Source organism: Bradyrhizobium sp. CCBAU 11434, assembly GCF_028128895.1.
In the GTDB taxonomy this organism is placed as follows: domain Bacteria; phylum Pseudomonadota; class Alphaproteobacteria; order Rhizobiales; family Xanthobacteraceae; genus Bradyrhizobium; species Bradyrhizobium zhengyangense.
Genome location: NZ_LBJX01000103.1, coordinates 121,028 through 145,264, shown reverse-complemented (window position 1 = coordinate 145,264; position 24,237 = coordinate 121,028). Strand labels below are relative to the sequence as shown.

The window sequence follows — 24,237 nt, the reverse complement described above, 5'->3', positions numbered from 1 at the left end:
TGCCATGACCCGTCGCCGCATCCTCGTCATCAACCCCAACTCCTCGGCGTCGGTGACGGCGGCGATCGACGACGCGGTCGCGCCGCTCCGGATATCAGGCGGACCTGACATCGAGGTGGTCGGTCTTGCCGAGGGGCCGCCGAGCATCAGCTCGCAGCGCGATGCCGACAGCGTGGTGATGCCGCTCGTCAACCGTGTGTCGCGCGATGACGCGGATGCCTTCGTGCTCGCCTGCTTTAGCGATCCGGGCCTGCATGCGGTGCGCGAGGCGGCGGGCGGGCGCCCGGTGTTGGGCATTGCCGAGTGCGGCATCTTCCGCGCGCTGATGCTGGGCGAGCGTTTCGGCATCATCGCGCTATCGCCCTCGAGCATTCGCCGCCAGCAGCGGATGGCACGGGTCATGGGCGTCGACAGCCGTTATGGCGGAAGCTGGTCGGTCGGCGCGAGCGCGGCCGAGACGGCGAGTGCCGACATCCGCGGACGCTTGATCGAAGCCGGCCGTGCGTTGGTCACGCAATATCGTGCCGATGTCTTGGTGATGGGCTGTGCGGGAATGGCCTCGCACCGCGCCGCGATCTCGGACGCCATCGGCGTGCCCGTGGTCGAGCCGGCGCAACAGGCGGTCGCTGTCGCGATCGGTGCGGTCTTGTTGAATACGTAGGTTACCTTCAGGAGCTCTTGGAATGCCGATCTCCCGCCGCTCGCTCCTCAAGGCCGCCGCAGTGATGCCGGCGCTCTCATTGCCGGGCATCGTGCGTGCCGAATCGCAGTCGACGCTGCGCTTCATCCCCGTCATCGATCTCGCCTTCGTCGACCCCATCTACTCGACCGCGCAGGTGTCGCGAAACCATGGCTTCATGGTCTACGATACGCTCTACGGCATGAGCTCCTCGCTCCAGGTCTCGCCGCAGATGCTGTCGGGCCACGTCATCTCCGGCGACCAGCTCCGGTGGGATCTGACGCTGCGCGACGGCCTGTTTTGGCATGACGGCGAGCGCGTGCTGGCGCGCGACTGCGTAGCCAGTATCCGCCGCTGGGCCGCGCGCGACGGCTTCGGTGGCGAGCTGATGGAGGCGACCGCCGAGCTCTTGGCCGTGGACGACCGCACCATCCGCTTCCGTCTCAAGCGCCCGTTCCCGCTGCTGCCGCAGGCGCTCGGCAAGGCCGCGATCAATGCCTGCTTCATGATGCCGGAGCGGCTCGCGAGCCAGGATCCGTTCAAGCCGCTGACCGAAGTCGTCGGCAGTGGCCCGTTCCGCTATCTCGCCGACGAACGCGTGCAGGGCGCCCGCAACGCCTATGCCAAATTCGAGCGCTACCAGCCGCGCACCGACGGCAAGCCGGATTGGACCGCGGGTCCGAAGATCGTGCATTACGACCGCGTGGTCTGGACCATCACGCCCGACGCCGGCACCGGCGTCGCCGCGCTCCAGACCGGTGAGCAGGATTGGCAGGAGACCACGCCGCACGATCTGTTGCCGATCATCAGGGCTGCCGGCGACATCGAGACACGCATCCTCGATCCCCGCGGCTATGCCTGCATGCTGCGCCTCAATCATCTCCAGCCGCCGCTCGACAATCCCGCCATCCGCCGTGCGCTGCTCGGCGCGATCGACCAGTCCGCTTTCATGACCGCGGTCGCCGGCACCGATCCGGCCTTCCAGGTGTCGCCGATCGGCTTCTTCGCGCCTGATACCCCGATGGCGAACGAGGTCGGCCTCGACGTGTTCCGCGGTCCGCGAAACTACGACAAGGTCAAGGCTGGTTTGAAGGCTGCCGGTTACAATGGCGAGAAGATCGTGTTGCTCGTTCCCACCAATTCACTGGCGCAAAAACCGCTCGGCGAGATCGCGGTGGATTCGCTGCGCAAGGCCGGCATGAACGTCGAATATGCCGGGCTCGATTTCGCCGTCGTGTTGCAGCGCCAGCTCAAGAAGGACCCGATTGGGCAGGGCGGCTGGAGCGCGGCAGTCGGCAACTGGCAGGGCATCGACTGGCTCAACCCGGCCGGCAACACCAACATCCGCGGCGAAGGCAAGGTCGCCGGCTGGTACGCGAGCGAGAAGATGGGGCCGTTGCGCAGCCAGTGGCTGGCGGCCTCGGAGCTTGCCGAGCAGCAGCGCATCTGCCGCGAGATCCAGGCGGTCGCGTTCGAGGAAATCCCCTATATTCCGATCGGCCTGTATAGGCAGCCGACCGCCTATCGCAAAGCCATCACCGGCATTCTCGACGGCACCGCCGTGTTCTGGAACGTACGTCCCACATGAGCACCACAGCAATCTTCGGGAGCTATGTGCTGTCACGCAAGGACGGCGCGCAGGACGTGCTGCGCGACCATTGGGTCCTGGTCGAAGGCAAAAAGATCGCGGCAATCACGCGCGACAAGCCGAGTGCGGACGTGGTCTACGATCGCCCCGGCCGCTTCGTCTTGCCGGGCCTCTTGAACCTGCACAATCACTGCTTCTCCGAAGCGGTGGCGCGCAGCCACAGCGAGGACGGCAACGGCCGCAAGAACAATCAGAGCATCGTCTACACGGTGCTGCTGCCGCTCACCAAGCGTGGCGCTGAGATCCTGTCGCCTGAAGAACGTCTCGCGGTGGCGCGGCTCGGCATCCTCCAGCTGCTCACGGGCGGCGCCACCACGGTGATGGAGCCGTTCCGCAACTCGATTCCCGAGATGTTCGACGCGGCGGAAGAGATGGGCATCCGCTTCTACGGCGCGCCCTATCTGTTCTCGACCTCGGACGCCAAGGCCGGCCCCGACGGCGTGGTGCGCTATTCCGGCGACGACGGTGCCGCCGACATGGCGACGTGGGACGCGCTCTACCACCGCTGGAACAATCGCGGCGATGGCCGCATCTCGCTCGCGATAAGCCCGCATGCCACCGACACCTGCGGTCCCGATCTCTTGAAGGCCTGCGCCACGCGGGCGCGCGAGCTTGGCGTGCCTATCACGACTCACATGGCGCAGAGCCGCGCCGAGGTCGAGACCATCGGCAAACGTTATGGCGGCCGCACGCCGGCGGAGTACCTGGACTGGCTCGGCCTGCTTGCGCCCGATCTCATGGCGGCGCATTGCATGTTCAGCAGCGACGACGATCTCAAGCTGATGGCCGCGCGCGGCATGACCGTGTTGAACTGCCCGCGTGTATTTGCACGTGCCGGTGTGACCGCTGCGTTCAGCCGGTTCGCGGAGCATGGCGTCCGCACGGTGGTCGGCACCGACGGCTACAACATGGACCTGCTCGGCGAGCTCAATGCGGCCTCGCTGATCTCCAAGGTCACCTCGCAACGCGCCGATGTCGCGAACTCGCCGGAGCTGATCGAGGCGAACACGGCAGTCGCCGCGGACGTCATCAAGCGGCCGGACCTCGGTCGGATCGAGCCGGGCGCCACCGCCGATCTCACCGTCGTCGATCTCACCCATCCGCATCTCCAGCCTCTGTTCGATCCGCGCCGTGCGCTGATCGCGCTCGCCAACCGCGCCAATATCGACCAGGTCATGGTCGATGGCCGTGTGCTTGTCGATGAGGGACGCTACGTCGGCGCCGATGAGGCTGCGATCACGGCCGCAGGCACCGCTGCAATCGGTAAGATCTGGGACCTGCCGGAGGCGCAGGCCGCGTTCAACGGCTAGCTCTCGAACTCCGCGAGCGACTTGCGCATGGTCTCGACCAGATCGAGCGCCACCGGCGAGGGGCTGCGCTGCGCCGGAAACACCGCGGAGAACTCGAAGTCGATGCGCGGCAGGAAGCGGCGCACGATGACACCTCGGGTGGAGAATTCCTGCGCGGTGAAGGGATCGCAGATCGCGACTCCCAGCCCCGACGACACCATGCCGCACATGATCTCGGACAGTGCGGTCTCAACCCGCAGCACGCGGCGGACATCGTGACGATGGAAGATCTGGTCGACGAGGTGCCGGCTCGAGGATCCCGCCGAGAGCGAAATGAATGTCTCGCCCTCGAAGTCGCGTGGCTCCAAGACTTCTTTTTCCGCGAGACGATGACCGGTTGGCAGCACCGCAACGCGGGCGGGTGCGGGCAGCTTCTGGCTCGGCAGTCCCGAATGCGCAATCGGCACCTCGGCAAAGCCGACGTCGCATTGGTTGTTCAGCACCCAATCGACCACGATCGGCGAGATCACGCCGAAGAAGGCGAGGTTGAGGTTCGGCCGCTCCTTCAGGAAGTGACCTGTGAGCCGCGGCAAATAGCCGTTCGACAGCGCCGGAAGTGCCGCGATCCGCAGCGAGCCGGTGCGACGACCGCGGATTTCTTCCGCGGCCGCGGTGATGCGTTCCAGGCCAACGAAGGAGCGCTCCACTTCGGTGTAGAGCGCCATCGCTGCGGCGGTCGGCACCAGGCCGGTGCCACGCCGCTCGAACAGCTCCATCTTCAGCAGCGCCTGGAGGTCACGCAGCAACCGGCTGACCGCAGGCTGGGTCACTGCCATCAGCGTCGCCGCTTCGGTGACGCTGCCGGTCAGCATCATTGCCCGGAAAGCCTCCACTTGCCGCGAATTGATCCGCGCCATGCAAATCCCATTCATAACATTTAGGCATGTAGAGGGTGCCATTATTCATTGGACGATGGAAGCTGGGGTTTGCGATCTTTTTCATCAGAGCTGAAGACAGACCGCTTTTTCGGCAGATGGGGCCCAAAACACCCCAGATCGCGTCAAAACCCGTCGAGCAGGGGCCGGAGCCCTGCTTCAAAGGGGATCGGTGCGGAAGGAAATGCGGAAGGGTGCTCAGCCAGCGAATTGTCGGCACGTCACCTCATTCCGGTATTGGAGATCGGTCCACATGAAGACTTTCCGCCTTCTGACCGCAGTCAGCATCGCAGCGCTCATCGCCATCCCCTCGGCCGTCTCGGCCCAGCAAAAGACACTCTATGTCGCCGGCTATGGCGGCTCGTTCGAGAAGACCATCCGCGACGAGGTGATCCCGACCTTCGAGAAGGAGAACAACGTCAAGGTCGAGTACGTCGCCGGCAACTCCACCGACACGCTTGCAAAGCTGCAGGCGCAGAAGGGCAACCAGCAGATCGATGTCGCCATCGTCGATGATGGCCCGATGTACCAGGCGATCCAGCTCGGCTTCTGCGGCAAGCTCGACGGGTTGCCGGCCGCCGATCTCTACGATACCGCGCGCTTCAAGGACGATCGCGCGGTTGCCATCGGCATCGTCGCCACGGGCCTGATGTACAACACCAAGGTGTTCGCGGAGAAAGGCTGGGCACCGCCGACCTCTTGGAATGATCTGAAGGACACGAAATACGCAAAGCAGCTCGTGATCCCGCCGATCAACAACACCTATGGTCTCGAAGCGCTGGTGATGCTCTCGAAGATGAACGGCGGCGGCGAGTCCAACGTCGATTCCGGCTTCAAGATCTTCAAGGAAGAGATCAATCCGAACGTGCTCGCCTATGAGCCGTCGCCGGGCAAGATGACCGAGCTGTTCCAGTCCGGCCAGGCGGTCATCGCGGTGTGGGGCACGGGCCGTGTGCAGAGCTTTGCCAATACCGGCTTCCCCGTCGACTTCGTCTATCCGAAGGAAGGCGCCGCGACCCTGCTGACGACGGCGTGTCCGATCGCAAAGCCCAACGCCTCGCCGCTGGCATCGAGCTTCGTCAAGATGCTGCTCGATCCAAAAATCCAGCTCGTGATGCTGAGGGACTACGGCTACGGCCCGGTGCTGAAATCGCTGAAGGTGCCGCCGGACCTCGGCAAGATGGCGCCGATCGGCGAGCGCGCGGCCAAGCTCTATAATCCTGATTGGACCGCCATCAACGAGAAGCGCGAGGAGTGGACCAAACGCTGGAATCGCGAGGTCGAGCGCTGATCTGATCGTTCGCAGCGGAGACAGCGTATGGCCTATCTCGAGCTCGATCGGGTCTCTAAGCAGTTCGGTACCACGACCGTGGTCGATGACTTCAGTCTGGCGGTGGGCAAGGGGGAGTTCATCTCCTTCCTTGGCCCCTCCGGCTGCGGCAAGACCACGACCTTGCAGATGATCGCGGGCTTCCTCGATCCCACGGGCGGCATGATCCGCCTGGAGGGCAAGGACCTGACGGCGGTCCACCCCGCCAAGCGCGGGCTCGGCATCGTGTTCCAGAGCTACGCGCTGTTTCCGCACATGACTGCGGCGGAGAACGTCGCCTTCGGTCTGGAGATGCGCAATGTGTCGGGCAATGAGCGGGCCGAGCGCGTCCGCGCGGCGCTCGCGATGGTGGGTCTTGCCGGCTACGAAGACCGCCATCCCCGTCGCATGTCCGGCGGACAGCAGCAGCGCGTGGCGCTGGCTCGCGCCCTGGTGATCAAGCCGAGCGTGCTGCTGCTCGACGAGCCGCTATCGAATCTCGACGCAAAACTGCGCGAAGAGATGCAGATCGAGCTGCGCCAGATCCAGCGCACTATCGGCACCACCACGATCCTCGTCACCCACGACCAGAACGAGGCGATGTCGCTGTCCGACCGCATCGTGGTGATGAGCCAGGGCAAGATCGAGCAGATCGGCACGCCGCAGGAGACCTATGAGAAGCCGGCCTCGACCTTCGTCTCGCAATTTTTGGGCAAGACCAACGATTTCGCCGGAACGATCGATCGAACCGCGGCACCCGTGCGGATCGTCGCTGGTTCGTGGAGCGCGCTGGCGCCCGCTGGCCTGAACGGTGCAGTCACGGTCAGCATTCGCCCCGAACGCATCGGCTTCGGCGATGCCGGCCTTAACGCAAGAATCGTCACGCGCATCTTCCAGGGCAATCACTGGCTGTTCCAGTGCGACAGCGAATGCGGCCCGGCGATCGTGATCCGTCAGAATGACGGCACGGCGCAGCCGGCCGAAGGCGAGGCGGTTCGCTTGACCTGGCGTCCCGAGGACATGAGCGTTCGCGCGAGGGCTGGCGCATGAGCATGGCCGCCGAGGAGCGCAGTGTACGTGTGCCGTGGGCGCTGACGGCGCCCGCCTTGATGCTGTTCGTCGGCGTGCTGCTGATCCCGCTGGCGATGACCGTGATGCTGTCGTTCCACGATTGGGGCCAGTACAAGGGCATCGAGCCGGTCTTCATCCTGAAGAACTGGAAGGAGATCGCGACCGATCCCTACTATGCCGAAATGTTCTGGCGGACCTTTCGCATCGCGATCCTGACCACGCTGCTCACCGCATTGCTCGGCGCTCCCGAAGCCTACATCCTCAACCGCATGAGCGGCCGCTGGAAGAGCTTTTTCCTGCTCGTTATTCTCGGCCCGCTGCTGATCTCCGTGGTGGCGCGCACGCTCGGCTGGGCGCTGCTGTTTGGCGGCAACAACGGTCTCGTCAACAAACTCCTGATGACGCTCGGCGCGATCCGTTCCCCCATTCCCTTCATGTTCACCGAAACAGGCATGGTGGTCGCGCTCGCGCATGTGATGATGCCGTTCATGGCGCTGTCGGTATGGGCGGCGCTTCAGCGGCTCGATCCGCAGATCGAGAATGCCGCGATGTCGCTCGGCGCGCGACCGCTCACCATCATCCGCCGCATCATCATGCCGCAGATCATGCCGGGCGTGCTGTCGGGCGCGATCATTGTGTTCTCGCTCTCGGCCAGCGCCTTCGCGACACCTGCGATCATCGGCGGCCGCCGGCTCAAGGTCGCGGCGACGCTGGCCTATGACGAGTTCCTCAACACGCTGAACTGGCCGCTCGGCGCGGCGGTCGCGACGCTGCTCTTGGTCGCGCTGGTGCTGATTGTCGTCGGCAGCAATGCCTTGATCGAACGCCGCTATGCGGAGGTGTTCCGATGAGGCGGAACGGCCCGCTCGCGCTGATCTTCCACACCATCTTCGTCATCGTCATGGTGGCGCCGATCCTGGTGGTCTGCCTCGTTGCCTTCACGCCCGAAGGCTTTCTGTCGCTGCCGACCAACGGCTTTTCGCTGCGCTGGTTCAGGGCGATTGCCCAGTATCCAGAATTTATCCACGCCTTCTGGGTTAGCCTCGGGCTCGGCGCACTTTCGTCCTTCGTGTCGCTGTTGTTCGCGGTGCCGGCGGCGCTGGCAATCGCGCGCTATCGTTTCCGCGGCCGCGATGCGCTAGCGGCACTCTTCCTGTCGCCGCTGATGATCCCGCATGTCGTGCTCGGCATCGCCTTCCTGCGCTTCTTCACCTCGGCCGGCCTCGGCGGCAGTTTTGCGGCGCTGATCATCGCGCACGTCATCATCGTGTTTCCGTTCGCGCTGCGGCTGACGTTGGCGGCGGCGACCGGCATCGACCGCACGGTCGAGATGGCGGCGGTCTCGCTCGGCGCCGGCGGCTGGACGCTATTCCGCCGCGTCACCCTGCCGCTGATCCTGCCCGGCGTCATCAGCGGCTGGGCGCTTGCCTTCATCCAGTCGTTCGACGATCTCACCATGACCGTCTTCCTCGCCGCGCCCGGCACCGAGACATTGCCCGTTCGCATGTTCCTTTATATCCAGGACAACATTGATCCGCTGGTGACGTCGGTCTCGGCCTGCGTGATCGCTGTCACCATGACCGCCCTCATTCTGCTCGACCGCTTCTACGGGCTCGACCGCGTGCTCGCCGGCAAGGGCGATGCCGGGCGATAGGAGAACCAATGTCTAGAGAATACGACGTCGCCGTGGCCGGCGGCGGATTGCTCGGCTCCGCCATCGCCTGGGGCCTCGGCCGGCTCGGCAAGAGCGTGGCCGTGCTCGACGAAGGTGACATCACCAAGCGCGCCTCGCGAGCGAACTTTGCGCTGGTGTGGGTGCAGAGCAAGGGTCTCGGCATGCCGGCCTACACGGTCTGGACCGTGCAGGCCTCGCAGGCGTGGGGCCGGCTGGCGTCCGAACTGAAACAGCAGACCGGGCTCGACGTCGTGCTTCAGCAGAACGGCGGCTTTCACCTTACGCTCGGCGAGGACGAATTCGGCCAGCGCACCGAGCTGGTCAAGCGCATGCACAACCAGACCGGCGCCGCCGACTACAAGATGGAGATGTTGCGCCCCTCCGAGATCAAGACGGCGCTGCCGCTGATCGGGCCCGAAGTCTCTGGCGGCAGCTATTGCCCGCTCGATGGCCACGTCAATTCGCTGCGGACGTTCCGTGCCTTCCATACCGGCTTCAAGGCGTTCGGTATCGACTATTTTCCGGAGCGTCCGGTCTCGGCGATCAGCAAGAGCGGCGGCGAATTCCGTCTGACCACACCGAAAGGCGAGCTTCGCGCCGCTAAAATCGTGCTCGCTGCCGGCAACGCCAACCAGACGCTGGCGCCGATGGTCGGCCTCTACGCGCCGATGGGGCCGACCCGTGGCCAGGTCGTCGTGACCGAACGCACCATGCCGTTCCTGCCGCATCCCCTCACCACGATCCGTCAGACCGACGAAGGCACGGTGATGATCGGCGACAGCAAGGAAGACGAGCTGGATGATCGTACGCTGAAGCCTTCGATCAGCGGCGTGATGGCTGATCGCGCGCAGCGCATGTTTCCGCACCTGTCGCGACTCAACGTGGTCAGGAGCTGGTCCGGCATCCGCGTCATGCCTCAGGACGGCTTTCCGATCTACGACCAGTCGGAGACGCATCCCGGCGCCTTCGTCGCCTGCTGCCATTCCGGCGTGACGCTCGCCTCCAACCATGCCTTCGAGATTGCGCGCATGGTCGCGCAGGGCGCGCTCGAGCCGGAGCTGGTCGGTGCGTTTTCGGCCAGCCGCTTCGGCGGCGCCGGCGCTGCGAACAACAGCGGCTACTAAAGATACTTAAGGAGCCACGAGGCATCCCATGTTTAGACGATCCGAACAGGACAAGCGTCCTCCAGTGCAGATCTTCGTCGACGGCGTCGTCGTCGCGGCGCGGGAGGGCGACACCGTTTCCGCTGCGTTGTTGGCCTCCGGCCAGGACGCACGGCGTTCCACGGCAGTCAGCGGTGCGCCGCGGCTGCCTTACTGCATGATGGGCGTGTGCTTCGAGTGTCTCGTCACCATCGACGGTGTCGGCAACCGGCAGGGTTGCCTCGTGCCAGTGGCTGAGGGCATGCAGATCGAGATCCAGAAGGGCAAGCGGGAGATCGGAAGATGAGCGTTGCTCCCAAGCGCGAAGACTACGACGTCGTGGTGATCGGCGCGGGGCCTGCGGGCCTTGCGGCCGCTGCGACCTCTGCCGAAGCTGGCCTGTCGACGCTGCTGCTCGACGAGAACGCCGGGCCTGGCGGCCAGGTGTTCCGCGCCATCTCCTCAACGCCGGTGACCGATCGCAGCCAGCTCGGCGCCGATTATTGGGTCGGTGCCGAGCTCGTGCAGTCGTTGCGCGCAAGCACTGCCGAGGTCATCCACCGCGCCACGGTCTGGAGCCTCGACCGCAATCTCGATATCGCCGTCTCGATCGGCGGCGCCTCCGCTTTCGTCAAGGCGAAGCGCGTGATCCTGGCGACGGGCGCACTGGAGCGGCCGTTCGCAATTCCTGGCTGGACGCTGCCGGGCGTGATGACCGCGGGCGCGGCCCAGACCATGTTGAAGTCGTCGGGGCTGGTGCCTGACGGCCGCACTGCTATCGCAGGGCAGGGGCCTCTGCTTTGGTTGCTCGCCGCACAGATCCTGCGCCTCGGCGGCCGCATCGATCGCATCCTCGACACCACCGAACGCGGCAACTATCTCGCCGCGCTGCCGCACGCTTTCGCGTTCCTCACCTCGCCCTATTTCACCAAGGGCCTGTCGATGATGCGCGAGGTGAAGGCGAAGGTCGAGGTCGTCTCCGGCGTCACAGAGCTTGCCGCGGCCGGCGAGGGCCAACTCGCCGGCGTCAGCTACGTCGCGGGTGGCAAACGCGAGACCATTGCTGTCGATCTGTTGCTTCTGCATCAGGGCGTCGTGCCCAACGTCAATCTAGCGATGTCGGCCGGCATCGAGCATCGCTGGGATGATCTGCAATTGTGCTGGTCACCCGTGCTGGATGCGAACGGTTCTTCGTCGGTTGCCGGTATTGCGATCGCCGGCGACGGTGCCGGCATCGGCGGCGCGAATGCCGCGGTGGTGCGTGGCCGCATCGCGGCCCGTGCGGCGGTGGAAGCACTGGCGCCCGCCGCTGCTGCGAAGCTGCCCGCGCTGGCGACGCTTCGCCGCGATCTTGCCAAGGCCGAGCGCGGCCGCGTTTTTCTCGACACGCTGTTTCGCCCGGCGCCGCAGTTCCGCATTCCCTCGGGCGATACCATCGTCTGTCGCTGCGAGGAGGTGACCGCCAACGACGTGCTCGAATCCGTTGCGATCGGCGCGACCGGGCCGAACCAGCTCAAGGCCTATCGTCGTACCGGCATGGGTCCATGCCAGGGCCGGCTCTGCGGTCTCACCGTGACCGAATTGATGGCGCAGGCGCGCGGCAAGACTCCGCAGGAGATCGGCTACTACCGGCTGCGCGCACCGGTGAAGCCGATCACCCTCGCCGAGCTCGCCGCGGTCCCGAAAACGGAAGAAGACGTCAAGGCGGTGGTGCGCGGATGACCACGAACGTGGATGCGATCGTCATCGGCGGCGGCATCCACGGATGCTCGACGACGCTCCATCTGTGTCTCGCCGGCCTGAAGCCGGTGCTGATCGAGAAAGACTACGCCGGTCGTCACGCCTCCGGCGTCAACGCCGGCGGCGTCCGTCAGCTGGCGCGGCACATCCCCGAAATCCCACTCTCGATCCGCTCGATGGGGATCTGGGAAAAGATCAACGATCTCCTCGACGACGATTGCAGTTTTGAGAGCCACGGCCAGGTGCTGGTCGCGGAGAATGAGGAAGAGCTTGCGGTCTGCCGCGCGCGCGTGGCCGAGCTCAACGCGCTCGGCTTCACCCATGAAGAGTTGATCGACGCGAGCGAACTCCGGCGTCTCGTGCCGGCGGTCGCCGAGACCTGCCCCGGCGGCGTGGTGTCGCGCCGCGATGGCGCGGCCAATCCGGCGCAGACGACGACGGCGTTCCGCCGCAAGGCCGAGCAACTCGGCGCTACCGTGCGCGAAGGCGTGGCCGCCGGTAATATCCGCTACAGCGATGGCCTCTGGCACGTCGATGTCGGCTCCGATAGCTACGCCGCGCCGGTTCTCGTCAATGCCGCCGGCGCCTGGGCCGGCAAGATCGCTGCCGCGCTTGGCGAGCCGGTGCCGGTCGAGACGGTAGCGCCGATGCTGATGATCACCTCGCGCGTGCCGCATTTCATCGACCCCGTCGTGATCCTGCGCGGACGAAAGCTCTCCTTCAAGCAATTCAAGAACGGTACCGTGCTGATCGGCGGCGGCCATCTGGCAACGTCCTATCAGGATCGCAACGAGACGGTGCTGGACTGGAAGAGCCTCGCCATCAGCGCCCGTACCGTGTTCGAGCTGTTCCCGGTGATGCGCGGCGCCACCATCGTGCGCGCCTGGGCCGGCATCGAGGCCAAGATGAAGGACGACATTCCCGTGTTTGGCCCGAGTTCGCGACATAAGGGCCTCTATCACCAGTTCGGCTTCTCGCTGCACGGCTTCCAGCTCGGGCCCGGCGCTGGTGCCGTGATGGCAGAGCTGATCGTCAATGGCGGCACCCAGACCCGCATCAGCGATCTCGGCATCGAGCGTTTCCATCGTTCGGCCGCCCGCTAAAGCATGGCTTCACTCATTCCGACTTGGCGAACATTCCGACCAGGGTCTCGCGCAGCCAGCGCTGCGCGGGCACGGTGTCGTTGCGCTGGTGCCAGAACAGGCTGACGATGCGCGCCGGCGCCTGCAGTGGCAGCGGCATCGCATGCAGGAACGGGGCGTGGCGCGACTGCGAACGCAGATCGCTCGGCAGCACGGCGATCAGATCGGTCTGGCGCACGATCTCATAGGCGGCGCTATAATGATTGACGGTCGCGACCAGATTGCGCGACAGCCCGCGCGAGGCGAGGAAGAGATCGTAGGTCGGCAAGCGCTTCCCCGCCAAGGTCACGTCGACATGCCCAGCGTTCAGGAAGGCGCGCGTGCTCAGCCGCTTCTGGGCCGCGAGCGGGTGGCCGCGCCGCATGAAGCAGGCATAATCGACGGTCCAAAGCGAGCGTGAGCGAATGGCCGTCGGTTGCTGCGCTTCGTTGACGTAGACGCTCAGTACGCAATCGACCCGGTTGCCCTCGAGCTGATCGGCGATCTCCAGGATGGTGTTGGGCACGGTGTGGACCCGTGCCTTGGGTGCGACCTCGCCGAGATGGTTCAGCAGATTCGGCATCACCAGCGAGGCGACGTAGTCCGACATCGACAGGGTGAATTCGGTCTGCGCGCGGGCGGGGTCGAACACCTGCTCGTCAAGTGCCCCCCGGACGCTTTCCAGTGCCTCGCCGATCGGCTCCCAGAGCACGACGGCGCGCTGGGTCGGGCGGATCCCGGTGCCGGATCGCACGAACAAGGGATCGCCGAGCGCGTCGCGCAGGCGTGCGAGCGCGTTGCTGACGGCGGGCTGGGTCATCGTCAGCGCGCTCGCCGCGCGCGTGACGCTGCCCTCGGTCATCAACGCCTCGAAGACTTTCAGCAGGTTGAGGTCGAGCGCGCGGAAGGACAAGAACATTCACCGTGGTGATGTATTAGATCATCATTATAAATTATGACGATAACGTCATTCTGTCTATGATTTCCTCCCGAACGACAAGCGGGTGCCGGACCGCGGGGATCGAGGGGGATATTCATGTCGATGATATCGGCGCGCATTGAGCGCCTTCCGTTTGCACGCTTCCACATGCATCTGCTGCTGATGGGCGGGCTCGGCTACATGTTCGACGCGATGGACGCCGCGGTGCTGGCCTTCATCCTGCCGGTGCTGCGCACGGCGTGGAATCTGTCGAGCGTCCAGATCGGGGTGCTCGGCAGCAGCACCTATATCGGCTTCCTGTTCGGCGCGCTGTTCGCCGGCACGCTCGGTGATCTCATCGGCCGCCGCGCGGTGATGATGTCGGCGCTGGCGTTGTATTGCGCGGCATCCATTGTCAGCGCGATGGTCGACACCTGGTCGGCCTTCTTCGTCGCCCGCATCGTCGCGGGCATGGGCACAGGCGCGGAGAGCGCGATCATCGCGCCCTATCTTGCGGAGTTCGTGGCGCGACGTTACCGCGGCAGTTTCACCGGCGCGCTCGCAGGCTTCTTCTCGTTCGGCTTCGTGGCCGCGGCCTTGCTCGGGTACTTCATCGTTCCCTCCTACGACAATGGCTGGCGCATCGTGCTTGTGATCACGGCGGTGCCTGTCGTCATGCTGCTGTGGTGGCGGCGGGCTCTGCCGGAATCGCCGCGCTGGCTGGAGAGCCGCGGACGGGAGAAGGAAGCAGCAGCCGTGCTCGACAAGATCGAGGCGGTCTTTGCGCAGGAGGGTCATGTGCTGCCGCCGCCGGTGGTCGAAGCCGCCCCGCCCACCGGTACCGGTGGAACGCTGCTGACCAATTTCGCGGCGCTTCTGGCGGCGCGCCAGGCGCGCATCACCATCATGACCTGGATCATGTGGCTTGCGATCACCTTCAGCTACTATTCCTTCTTCGTCTGGATCCCCGGCCTCCTCGTCCAGAACGGCATGAGCATCACCAAGAGCTTTGGCTATTCGATCGCGATCTATTGCGCCCAGATACCCGGTTATTTCAGCGCCGCGTATTTCAACGAGCGCATCGGCCGGCAGGCGACGATTGCGACCTACATGGTGCTCGGCGGCGTCAGCGCGCTCGGCCTTGCCTTCGCGCAGACGGACCAACACATCATACTGGCGGGCATTCTGCTGTCGCTGTTCATGAACGGCACCTATGCCGGCGTCTATGCCTACACCGCTGAGGTGTTCCCGACGCCGATCAGGACCACCGGTGCCGGGCTTGCGTCGGCCATCGGCCGCATCGGCGCGATCGTCTCGCCGATCCTGGTCGGCTATCTCTATCCCAATTTCGGCTTCGCCGGCGTGTTCGGCGTCACCACCACGGTTCTGTTATTGGGAGCGGTCACCGTCGTCTTGATGGGCGTGCCGACGCGCGGCCGGTCGCTTGAAGAGATCGCCGCGGGTGAAACCGCATGAGGCCGACCAAACGTCCGGCCGATCCGCTGCTCTGCGCCGTTGCGGCGGCACACGACAGGGTGGATCAGCCGGGCGCGCTCTTTGCGGTGCTGGATGAGGCCCTGAAGTCGGCGATCGGGCACAAGCTGTTCACGATCCTGACCTATGACAGCGCCACCTTCGAAGCCGCGCGGATCTATTCCAATCTGCCGGGTCCATACCCCACCGGCGGTCGCAAGCGCCTCGCGCCGGGACCGTGGACAGAAGCCGTGCTCGATTCCGGCGAGGCCTATATCGGCCGGACGCAGGACGATCTGCGGACTGTCTTCCCCGACCATGAGCTGATCGCCTCGCTTGGCTGTGCCAGCGTGCTCAACATGCCGGTGCGCTGGCGCGGCCGCACGCTCGGCTCGCTCAATCTGCTTCACGAAGCAGGCTGGTACGACGAGGACGACGTCGCCGCGTGTCTCCCGTTCGCCCAGCTCGCGCTGCCGGCGCTGCTTCCAATTGCCTGACAGAGGAAATCTCAATGCCAAGCACTCTCTTCAAGAACGCCGCGCTGCTTGATCCGCTCCAGCCCGAATTGCTGATGGGCCATGATGTGCTGGTGGAGGATACCGTGATCAAGGAGGTCTCGGACCGTCCGATCCAGGCCACCGCAGATCGAACGATCGATCTCAAGGGTAAGACGTTGATGCCCGGCCTGATCGACCTCCACGTCCATACGATCGCGATCGAGCTCAACCTGGCGGCGCAGGCAAAAATGCCGAACGTCCTGGTAACGCTGCGTTCGACGCTGATTCTCAAGGGCATGCTGCGGCGAGGTTTTACGACCGTCCGCGATGCCGGCGGCGCCGGCCACGCGATGAAGCAGGCCATCGAGACCGGCCTCGCCGATGGCCCGCGGCTGTTTGTCTCGGGCCGCGCGCTCAGCCAGACCGGCGGGCATGGCGATGGTCGGGCCCGCTCGGACTATCTGGCCAGCGATTCCGTCTGTCCGTGCTGCGTGCGGGTCGGAGCCCTGGCGCGCGTTGCCGACGGTGTTGATGGGGTGCGCAGGGCGGTGCGCGAGGAGCTGCAGATGGGCGCGGACCAGATCAAGATCATGGCGTCCGGCGGCGTGGCGTCGCCGACCGATCCGGTCGGCGCCTTCGGCTACTCCGAGGACGAGATCAGCGCCATCGTCGACGAGGCCCACGGCCGGCAGACTTATGTGCTTGCCCACGCCTATACGGCGGCGGCGATCGCGCGCGCGGTTCGCTGCGGCGTCCGCACCATCGAGCACGGCAATCTCGTGGACGGTCAGACCGCCCGCCTGATGGCCGAGAAGGGCGCCTATGTGGTGCCGACCCTGATCACCTATGAAGCGCTCGCCAATGAGGGTGCGCAGTTCGGCCTGCCGCCGGAGAGCGTCGCCAAGATCGCCGACGTCCGCGATGCCGGCCTGCGCTCGCTCGAGATCTACCGCAAGGCCGGGGTGAAGATGGGGTATGGCAGCGATCTGCTCGGCCCGTCGCAACGCCTTCAGAGCGAGGAGTTCCGCATCCGCGCGGAAATCCAGGGCGCGCGCGAGGTCATCGCCAGCGCGACCGTGATCGGGGCCGAGGTGCTCGGCATGGAGGGCAAGCTCGGCCGCATCGTGCCCGACGCGCTCGCCGATCTGCTCGTGGTCGACGGCAACCCGCTTCGAGACGTCTCATGCCTGCTCGGGCAGGGTGAGCACATCCCGCTGGTGATGAAGGCGGGGAAGGTTCAGTTCGACAGGCTGGCGGCGTAGCCGCTGGCCTCGCCGACGGCATGCCTTGATCTTGCCGCCCGGCCGGATTATGAGCGAGGCTCTCGTCAAGGATATCAGCAGCCATGGATTTTACCCCGATCGCAACGCCCATCCGCATTGCTCACGGGGAATTCCATGCCTGCTTCAATCATCCTGTCACGCCTGTCGCTGTCCACACCTGACGGCCGCTCTCTTCTCTCCAACATCGATCTGACCTTCGGCGCAGAACGCGTCGGCCTCGTCGGTCGCAACGGCGTCGGCAAGACGACGCTGCTTGCGGTCATCACGGGCGAGCACGTTCCGCAGTCGGGGCGCGTCGTCGTCAACGGCACCGTCGGGCTGCTGCGGCAGGACGCCCAGCTGCGCGCCGGCGCTAAGGTCGTTGACCTCTTCGGCGCGCACGATGCCCTGGAGCTGCTTCGCCGGGCGGAGCGCGGCGAGGCCTCGGCCGAGGATGTCGCCGAGGTCGACTGGACTCTCGATACGCGGCTGGCATCCGCCCTTGCGCGCGTCGGCTTCGATATCGCGCCTGATACGGAACTGGACCGTCTGTCCGGCGGACAGGTCACGCGCGTTCGTCTCGCCGCGCTGCTGTTTGCCGAGCCGGACTTCCTGCTGCTGGACGAGCCTACCAATAATCTCGATCGCGACGGGCGTCGTGCCGTGATTGATCTGCTCGCCGCCTGGCGCGGCGGCGCCATCGTCGTCAGCCACGACCGGGCGCTGCTGGAAACCATGGACGCCATCGTCGAGCTGACCTCGCTTGGCGCAACACGCTATGGCGGCAATTGGAGCAGCTATCGCGCACAAAAGGCCGTCGAGCTCGCCGCCGTCAGCCACGACCTCGCATATGCCGAGAAGCATCTGTCCGAGATCGAGGGCAAGGCGCAGGAAGCAGCCGAGCGCAGGGCCCGCAAGGACAGCGGCGGCAGGAAGAAGCGCGCCAGGGGCGACATGCCACGGATCCTTGCGGGCGCACGCAAGGATCGCAGCGAGGATAGCGGCGGCAAGGCCGCAGATATTGCCGAGCGGCGTCGCGCGGAGGCGTTGGATGCGGTCGACACTGCACGCCGGCGCATCGAGATCCTTCAGCCGCTGTCTGTAAAGCTGCCATCGACTCGGCTGCCGGCGGGGCGGGAGGTGGTTTGGCTTGATCGTGTCTGCGCAGGCTATCAGCCGGAGCGGCCGGTGTTGCGCGATTTGTCGCTCACCATCGTTGGTCCGGAGCGCGTCGCGATTGTCGGGCCTAACGGCTCGGGCAAGACGACGCTGCTGAAGCTGGTTGCCGGTGAATTGCGCCCCGTCGCGGGGGCCGTGCGGGTCAGGCCGGACTTCGCGCTGTTCGACCAGAAGGTCAGCCTGCTCGATCCTGCGATCTCGATTCTCGACAACTTTGGACGCCTCAATCCGAGGGCAGGTGCGAATGAATGCCATGCCGCGCTGGCTCGTTTCATGTTTCGCGCAGATGCGGCGCTGCAGCCTGTCGGCAGCCTGAGCGGCGGCCAGCTGTTTCGCGCGGCCCTCGCCTGCGTGCTGGGCGGGGCGACGCTGCCATCGCTGCTGATCCTGGACGAGCCGACCAATCACCTCGACCTCGACTCCATCGAGGCTGTCGAAGCGGGTCTGCGGGCCTATGACGGCGCGCTACTCGTCGTCAGTCACGATGAGGCGTTCCTGGAAGCCATCGGGATCAGACGCCGGCTCGATCTGGCCGATTGTTCGGGCTGATGGAACAATGATAGCGGCTCGCGGCGTTGACCGACGCGGGCGATGCAAGCACTGACAGCCAGACTGCGTGATAATTCTCAAAAACCCGACGCTCTGCCCCCAGCGCGTCGGGTGGAATGGATGAGTATCAATCCGTGATCCCAACCCGGGTGTTGTGACTCCAGTCCTACCAAAATTCTACTCCGGGAAACTACCGCAAGGGAACCGGGCGTCTGGCTTCGATCTTAGCGGCGTGGCTCTACGCGCTGCCGCCGGGCTCCAGCGCTTCGCCGATCTCCAGCGGATGCGCCATGGTCTCGTGCAGTGCCTCGCGGTCGAGCTCGCCTTCGGAGATGCTGATGACGACGCAGGCGACGCCATTGCCGATGAGGTTGGTCAGCGCGCGGCACTCGCTCATGAACTTGTCGATGCCGACCAGGATCGCGATCGACTGGATCGGAATGTCAGGCACGATCGACAGTGTCGCTGCCAGCGTGATGAAGCCGGCGCCTGTGACACCGGATGCGCCCTTCGAGGTGATCATCGCGATACCGAGAATGCCGAGCTCCTGCCAGATCGTCAGATGCGTGTTGGTCGCCTGCGCCAGGAACAGCGTTGCCAGCGTCATGTAGATGTTAGTGCCGTCGAGGTTGAAGCTGTAGCCGGTCGGGATCACGAGGCCGACCACCGAACGCGAGGCGCCGAGATGCTCCATCTTCTGGATCATCTGCGGCAGCACCGTTTCCGACGACGAGGTGCCGAGCACGATCAGCAGCTCGTCCTTGATATAGGCGATGAAGCGAATGATGGAGAAGCCGGCAAGCCGGGCGATTGTGCCGAGCACGATCAGCACGAACAGGATGCTGGTGAGATAGAATGTGCCGATCAGAGCGGCGAGGTTGAGCAGCGAGCCGAGGCCATAGGCGCCGACGGTGAACGCCATCGCACCGAACGCGCCGATCGGCGCCACACGCACGATGATGCGGATGATGCCGAAGAACATCTTCGCGGCCTTGTCGATCGCCTCCGCGATCGGCTCGCCCGATTTGCCGAGGAAGGCGATGGCGAAGCCGGAGAGGATCGAGACCAACAGCACCTGCAAGAGGTCACCGCGCGCGATCGCGCCCACATAGCTGTCGGGAATGATCGCCATCAGATGGGCGACGATGCCGTCTTCATGCGCCTTGGACACATAGGTCGCGACCGATTTCGGATCGATGGTGGCGGGATCGATGTTGAAGCCGTGCCCGGGCTGGAGAACCTCGCCCACCAGAAGACCAATGGCGAGCGCGACGGTCGAGACCGTCTCGAAATAGATCAGCGATTTCAGTCCGACGCGGCCGACGCGCTTGAGGTCGCCCATCGAGGAAATGCCGTGCACCACGGTGCAGAAGATGACAGGCGCGATCATCATCTTGATCAGCGCGATGAAGGCATCGCCGAGCGGCTTCAGGGCTTTGCCGAGGTCCGGATAAAAATAGCCGATGAGCACCCCGAGCACGATCGCGATCAGCACCTGGACATAGAGGATCTTGTACCAGGGCTGGTGCCGGCGGTGGACGGCTGGCTGGATCGCGATCTGCGTCATAAAGTTCAATCCCGGAACACATTGATCTTGCATGATTTAGATCATGTGATGATCGCATCATAAGCAACAATCACATTTTTGTCGGATCGCACGAACATCAATCGCTGCACCGCAATGGGGGGAGCATGTCGAACGCAAGGGGTGCGGACGAGCCATCGCAAGGCTATTTTCCGCGCTGGAAGCTGAAGACGTCGGGCGTGATCATGCCGGAGGAGCGGCTGCCATGGGGGCAGACCATCGTCTCCGGTCTGCAGCATTGCGTCGCAATGTCGGGCTCGACGATCATCGCGCCGCTGCTGATGGGATTTGATCCCAATGTTGCGGTGTTGTTCTCCGGCATTGGCACGCTGATCTTCTTGGTCATCGTCGCGGGGCGTGTGCCGAGCTATCTCGGCTCGAGCTTCGCGTTCATCGCCGTCGTCCTCGCCGCAACCGGCTACGCCGGGCACGGACCGAATCCGAACATCTCGGTCGCGCTCGGCGGTATCGTCGGCGCCGGGGTGCTTTACGGCGTGATCGCACTGATCGTGATGTGGTCGGGCATCAGTTGGGTCGAGCGTCTGATGCCGCCGGCTGTCACCGGCGCCGTGGTCGCCGCGATCGGCCTCAACCTTGCGCCCGTGGCGGTCAAGGCGGTGAGCGCGAACGCGTTCGAGACCTGGATCGGGCTTGCGACTGTTCTGATGATCGGCGTGGTCGCGGTGGTCGCGCCTGGTCTGTGGCGCCGCCTGCCGATCATCCTGGGGGCGATCGGTGGATATCTGTTGTACCTGCTGTTCGCGAACGGCCTTGGTTTCGGCAAGCCGATCGACTTCGCGCAGCTCTCGGCTGCGCCGTGGGTCGGCCTGCCGAACTTCACCACGCCGACCTTCCAGGCCGATGCCATCTTTCTGATCGCGCCGGTTGCGGTCATCCTCGTCGCCGAGAATCTCGGGCACATCAAGGCCGTTGGGGCCATGACGGGCCGGAGCCTCGATGCCTATCTCGGCCGCGCTTTGCTTGCCGACAGCCTCGCGACGATCCTGGCGGCCTGTGGCGGCGGCACCGGCGTGACCACCTATGCCGAGAACATCGGCGTCATGGCGGCAACGAAGGTCTATTCGACCCTGCTGTTTGCTTTCGCGCATTTGATCACCGTCGCCGTGGCGCTGACCGCAGGGGTCGGCGATCTCACGCTCAAATTCGGCGCTTTCACGATCGGAGGAATCGGCACCGCGACCTTCGGCGCGATAATCCTGTATCAGATCCTCACCTCACCGATCGCGCGCCACGCGGAATGAATCCCAGCGATGCGCCAACAGGGTGGAACAAAATCCCGGTTCCATCCATGATGAGGCATCCCGGAGAATACTCATGCCACAAACCGATCTCTCGCCCGCCTTTCCTTCACGCCTCAACGGCCGCTATGCGCTGGTTACCGGCGCCTCCCAGGGCATCGGCCGCGCCGTTGCCGTCAGGCTCGCCCAGGAAGGCGCGACCGTCGCCATCAATTATTTTGATCATCTCGGGAGGGCTGAGGAGACGCTTGCGCTGGCCACGACTGGATCGAGCGATCGCGGCCACGGCAAGCTCGACCATGTCATCGTCAAGGCCGACGTCAGCAATGAGCAGGAGGTCGCTGCGATGTTCGAGACGATCCTGGCGCGCTGGAAGCGTCTCGACTGTCTCGTCAACAATGCCGGCTTTCAACAGGAATCGCCGAGCGAGGCGCTCGACATCGAAGCCTATCGCCGCATCATCAACGTCAATCTCAACGGCGCCGTGCTCTGCGCGCAGAAGGCGCTGGCGCATTTCGTCGCCCGCGGCGGAGGAGGCAGCATTATCAACTGCTCGAGCGTCCACCAGATCATTCCGAAGCCCGGTTATCTCGCTTATTCGATCAGCAAGGGCGGCATGGCCAATCTGACCCGTACGCTGGCGCTGGAGTTTGCCGGCCGCGGCATTCGCGTCAATGCGGTCGGCCCCGGCGCAATCGACACGCCGATCAACGAGGCCTGGACAGGCGACGCCGAAAAGCGCGACGCCGTCGTCAGCCACATTCCGCTCGGGCGTGTCGGCACGCCGGAAGAGATGGCCGCGGTCTTCGCTTTCCTGGCCTCGGATGACGCTAGCTACATCACCGGGCAGACCATCTACGCCTGCGGCGGGCTGACGCTGTTTCCCGAATTCAGGGAGAACTGGTCGAGCTGAAGTTGGCTTGACGGATGAAACCCCTGCACCTGTCACGCCCGTGCTGGCAGCTTCAGAAATCTCCTGCGAACAGGTCGTAGGAGCCCCGGCTGCCGCGGACATACTTCCTGGCCGCGGTGGCACATATCAAGTCGCGATTGGCATCGAACGCGTCCAGAAATCCTGATTCGCTGGAATGGGCGCTCGGTTGAATCCGCTTTAACGCCCCTTCGTCGATGAAGAACGAGGCCTCGATGGCGCTGTCGTGTCCCCAGAACCGCACGGCATGCCGAGTCCGGTCATATGAGCGGCTATAATTCGGAAAGTCGATCATGATAAGGGCCGATCAAGTTGCGGGATTTGATGCCCGGGGACAAGGGAAGCCCAGCTGCCATACTCTTAGGTGAGAACCTGGCGCGCGATACAACGCGGTTGGAGGTCCATAGTTGCGTAAAGCTCTTGCCGGATCTCGTAATTCGGCGAACGGTCACTATATGCCATTTATCACCGCGCGCCCCTCGGCTGTTATCGGTGACTGAGAGCATCGCGCTCCCGCCGAAATCAACAGGCGGTCAATATGTCGGATTCTCCGGGATTTAGCTTTCGTGAGTGGCTCGTGCCTCCAGTCTTGCTGCCGATCTTCTTCGTGCTGCTGATCGCCGCTTCGATGCTCATACAATGGTAGCCGGGCCAGGCGCGCCGTCGCCACTTTCGTGACGGTACTGTCCATTGATCAGGTCCGGCAGCAACCGAGTGATATAGTCGCCAATGCTCGAGATCGACCTCCGAACGGGCCAGCACCCCGGCGGCAAAGAATCATACGAGGACGCTCTGGCGGCAGAGAATGTGAGCCTGCGCCTTCTCCTGGCCCAGGCGGAGATCAATGCGAATGGGCTGCTTGCCAGGGCGGGGATCGACGCCAAAGAGCGGGAGGCCTCCGACAAGCTGCAAAAGTTGATCCTTGAAGAGCTACACCATCGCGTCAAGAACACACTAGCGACCGTTTCCGCTATCGTCTCGCAGAGCCTGCGCAACGTGCAGGGCGTGGATCACGCGCAGCAGGCGATCGAGGGCCGGTTATTGGCGCTTGGCCGGGCGCACGATCTGCTTTTGCAGACAAGATGGTCAAACGCCGATCTCGGCGCGGTTGTCCGCAACGCGATCGAAGCTTTCGACGATCGCAATGAGTCAAGGTTTTCGATCTCGGGACCCGATATCCAGATCAATTCGGGCGCTGTCATCGCCGTCGCGATGACGCTCAACGAGCTCTGCACGAACGCCACGAAATATGGCGCCTTTTCGTTGCCAAAGGGGCGCGTGGATATCGGCTGGACGATCGATCGGCAGACGCAGCGTTTGCGCCTGAGCTGGACCGAGAAAGATGGTCCATCGATCAGGTCGCTCCCAAAGCGCAGCTTTGGAACGAGATTGATCGAAACCCTTGGCCGCCAGCTTCACGGCAACGTGGGATTGACCTATGCGGAGAGCGGCTTTGTATACACCTTCGACGCTCCGCTGGCCTCTCTGAATGTTCCGACGCCGACATAGCCGGCCAGCGGCATGGGGACGACACGCAAGACTTTCATCGAATGGAGCCGCCATGTTCAAATTCTTACAGTATCGCGCCAGAGCGGCCGAGTATGGCGAGCTTGCCAGAAATTCTTCCGGCCGGGACGATACCCGCAAATTTGAGAAACTGCGGGACAGTCTTGCGTCGCGCGCGGACAACGAGCGGGTCCTCGCGGATCAATATGCGGATGCAGTCAACGCCGGAGGGACGGAGCGACCGCGCGGTGCAGCCCTCGCGGCGGAGGAGGAGCGCGTTTTGCGGTGTCTCGGCGCGGCAGTTATCATGCAATGGAATTCTCTGCCGACGCCCCTTCAACGGGAAATATTCGACACTGCCGGATCGGTCGGAACACTGTTGGATACAGCGGCGCTCCGCGGGCAGATCGCGCGGTTTCTTCACAAGCACAGGCACGACGCTGATCGCGGCAAGATCTGACCGGTAAC

General features: G+C 64.4%; 23 protein-coding genes. 19 read left to right on the top strand and 4 right to left on the bottom strand.

Annotated elements, in window-relative coordinates:
• Positions 1-4 precede the first annotated feature (4 nt).
• The 3 genes from XI06_RS40775 to XI06_RS40765 are packed head-to-tail and all read left to right on the top strand — an operon-like array spanning position 5 to position 3,637.
• Positions 5-661 (top strand): aspartate/glutamate racemase family protein, encoded by a 657-nt coding sequence (locus tag XI06_RS40775; RefSeq protein ID WP_271607865.1) that lies wholly within the window; start codon positions 5-7, stop codon positions 659-661.
• Positions 662-683: 22 nt separating this feature from the next.
• On the top strand, positions 684-2,267 hold the full coding sequence (locus XI06_RS40770) for an ABC transporter substrate-binding protein (protein ID WP_271607864.1): 1,584 nt from the start codon (positions 684-686) through the stop codon (positions 2,265-2,267).
• Positions 2,264-3,637 (top strand): amidohydrolase family protein, encoded by a 1,374-nt coding sequence (locus tag XI06_RS40765; RefSeq protein WP_237863009.1) that lies wholly within the window; start codon positions 2,264-2,266, stop codon positions 3,635-3,637. The genes XI06_RS40770 and XI06_RS40765 overlap by 4 nt, the downstream gene beginning before the upstream one ends.
• On the opposite strand, the gene XI06_RS40760 is transcribed toward XI06_RS40765, so the two are convergent.
• Entirely contained in the window at positions 3,634-4,533 is a 900-nt protein-coding gene (locus XI06_RS40760) for a LysR substrate-binding domain-containing protein (protein WP_237863008.1), read from the bottom strand. The two genes, XI06_RS40765 and XI06_RS40760, sit on opposite strands and share 4 nt — an antisense overlap.
• Before the next feature lie 271 nt (positions 4,534-4,804).
• On the opposite strand from XI06_RS40760, the gene XI06_RS40755 reads away from it, so the two are divergent.
• From XI06_RS40755 to XI06_RS40720, 8 genes are read left to right on the top strand one after another with little or no spacing between them, the layout of a single operon-like run.
• Positions 4,805-5,842, top strand: coding sequence for an ABC transporter substrate-binding protein (locus XI06_RS40755; RefSeq protein WP_237863007.1), 1,038 nt, complete (start codon positions 4,805-4,807; stop codon positions 5,840-5,842).
• Positions 5,843-5,869: 27 nt separating this feature from the next.
• Entirely contained in the window at positions 5,870-6,910 is a 1,041-nt protein-coding gene (locus XI06_RS40750) for an ABC transporter ATP-binding protein (RefSeq protein ID WP_237863006.1), read from the top strand.
• Entirely contained in the window at positions 6,907-7,782 is an 876-nt protein-coding gene (locus tag XI06_RS40745) for an ABC transporter permease (RefSeq protein ID WP_271607863.1), read from the top strand. The genes XI06_RS40750 and XI06_RS40745 overlap by 4 nt, the downstream gene beginning before the upstream one ends.
• The gene (locus tag XI06_RS40740) at positions 7,779-8,585 is read left to right on the top strand and encodes an ABC transporter permease (protein WP_271607862.1); all 807 of its coding nucleotides are present in this window, start codon (positions 7,779-7,781) and stop codon (positions 8,583-8,585) included. Before XI06_RS40745 ends, XI06_RS40740 begins: the two co-directional genes overlap by 4 nt.
• A gap of 8 nt (positions 8,586-8,593) precedes the next feature.
• Positions 8,594-9,730, top strand: a complete 1,137-nt coding sequence (locus tag XI06_RS40735; RefSeq protein ID WP_237863003.1) for an NAD(P)/FAD-dependent oxidoreductase — start codon at positions 8,594-8,596, stop codon at positions 9,728-9,730.
• A 28-nt stretch (positions 9,731-9,758) separates the two neighbouring features.
• A complete protein-coding gene (locus XI06_RS40730; RefSeq protein ID WP_271607861.1) occupies positions 9,759-10,055 on the top strand; it encodes a (2Fe-2S)-binding protein in 297 nt (98 codons plus the stop codon).
• Positions 10,052-11,470, top strand: coding sequence for an NAD(P)/FAD-dependent oxidoreductase (locus XI06_RS40725; RefSeq protein ID WP_237863001.1), 1,419 nt, complete (start codon positions 10,052-10,054; stop codon positions 11,468-11,470). Before XI06_RS40730 ends, XI06_RS40725 begins: the two co-directional genes overlap by 4 nt.
• Positions 11,467-12,591: an NAD(P)/FAD-dependent oxidoreductase gene (locus XI06_RS40720; protein WP_237863000.1), complete on the top strand. Its 1,125-nt coding sequence runs from the start codon at positions 11,467-11,469 to the stop codon at positions 12,589-12,591. The genes XI06_RS40725 and XI06_RS40720 overlap by 4 nt, the downstream gene beginning before the upstream one ends.
• Positions 12,592-12,604: 13 nt before the next feature.
• On the opposite strand, the gene XI06_RS40715 is transcribed toward XI06_RS40720, so the two are convergent.
• Positions 12,605-13,528, bottom strand: a complete 924-nt coding sequence (locus tag XI06_RS40715) for a LysR family transcriptional regulator (protein ID WP_237862999.1) — start codon at positions 13,526-13,528, stop codon at positions 12,605-12,607.
• A gap of 117 nt (positions 13,529-13,645) precedes the next feature.
• Between XI06_RS40715 and XI06_RS40710 the strand changes: the two genes are divergently transcribed.
• From XI06_RS40710 to XI06_RS40695, 4 genes are all read left to right on the top strand, one after another.
• Positions 13,646-15,004: an MFS transporter gene (locus XI06_RS40710; protein WP_271607860.1), complete on the top strand. Its 1,359-nt coding sequence runs from the start codon at positions 13,646-13,648 to the stop codon at positions 15,002-15,004.
• Positions 15,001-15,498, top strand: a complete 498-nt coding sequence (locus XI06_RS40705) for a GAF domain-containing protein (protein WP_271607859.1) — start codon at positions 15,001-15,003, stop codon at positions 15,496-15,498. Before XI06_RS40710 ends, XI06_RS40705 begins: the two co-directional genes overlap by 4 nt.
• A gap of 14 nt (positions 15,499-15,512) precedes the next feature.
• On the top strand, positions 15,513-16,760 hold the full coding sequence (locus tag XI06_RS40700; protein ID WP_237871534.1) for a metal-dependent hydrolase family protein: 1,248 nt from the start codon (positions 15,513-15,515) through the stop codon (positions 16,758-16,760).
• Between the two features lie 135 nt (positions 16,761-16,895).
• Positions 16,896-18,488: an ABC-F family ATP-binding cassette domain-containing protein gene (locus tag XI06_RS40695; RefSeq protein WP_271607858.1), complete on the top strand. Its 1,593-nt coding sequence runs from the start codon at positions 16,896-16,898 to the stop codon at positions 18,486-18,488.
• Between the two features lie 238 nt (positions 18,489-18,726).
• Here XI06_RS40695 and XI06_RS40690 read toward each other — a convergent pair whose 3' ends face one another.
• Positions 18,727-20,055, bottom strand: a complete 1,329-nt coding sequence (locus XI06_RS40690) for a dicarboxylate/amino acid:cation symporter (protein ID WP_237862994.1) — start codon at positions 20,053-20,055, stop codon at positions 18,727-18,729.
• Between the two features lie 125 nt (positions 20,056-20,180).
• Here XI06_RS40690 and XI06_RS40685 point away from each other — a divergent pair, with 125 nt between their 5' ends.
• Both XI06_RS40685 and XI06_RS40680 read left to right on the top strand, forming a co-directional pair.
• Positions 20,181-21,335: a solute carrier family 23 protein gene (locus tag XI06_RS40685; RefSeq protein ID WP_271607857.1), complete on the top strand. Its 1,155-nt coding sequence runs from the start codon at positions 20,181-20,183 to the stop codon at positions 21,333-21,335.
• A 73-nt stretch (positions 21,336-21,408) separates the two neighbouring features.
• Entirely contained in the window at positions 21,409-22,245 is an 837-nt protein-coding gene (locus XI06_RS40680; protein WP_271607856.1) for an SDR family oxidoreductase, read from the top strand.
• Positions 22,246-22,297: 52 nt separating this feature from the next.
• Here XI06_RS40680 and XI06_RS40675 read toward each other — a convergent pair whose 3' ends face one another.
• Positions 22,298-22,558, bottom strand: a complete 261-nt coding sequence (locus XI06_RS40675) for a DUF1488 domain-containing protein (protein WP_271607855.1) — start codon at positions 22,556-22,558, stop codon at positions 22,298-22,300.
• Positions 22,559-22,992: 434 nt separating this feature from the next.
• Between XI06_RS40675 and XI06_RS40670 the strand changes: the two genes are divergently transcribed.
• Complete coding sequence (locus XI06_RS40670) at positions 22,993-23,772, top strand: sensor histidine kinase (protein ID WP_237871530.1); 780 nt, start codon at positions 22,993-22,995, stop codon at positions 23,770-23,772.
• Between the two features lie 52 nt (positions 23,773-23,824).
• On the top strand, positions 23,825-24,229 hold the full coding sequence (locus XI06_RS40665) for a hypothetical protein (RefSeq protein WP_237871528.1): 405 nt from the start codon (positions 23,825-23,827) through the stop codon (positions 24,227-24,229).
• Positions 24,230-24,237: the final 8 nt, after the last annotated feature.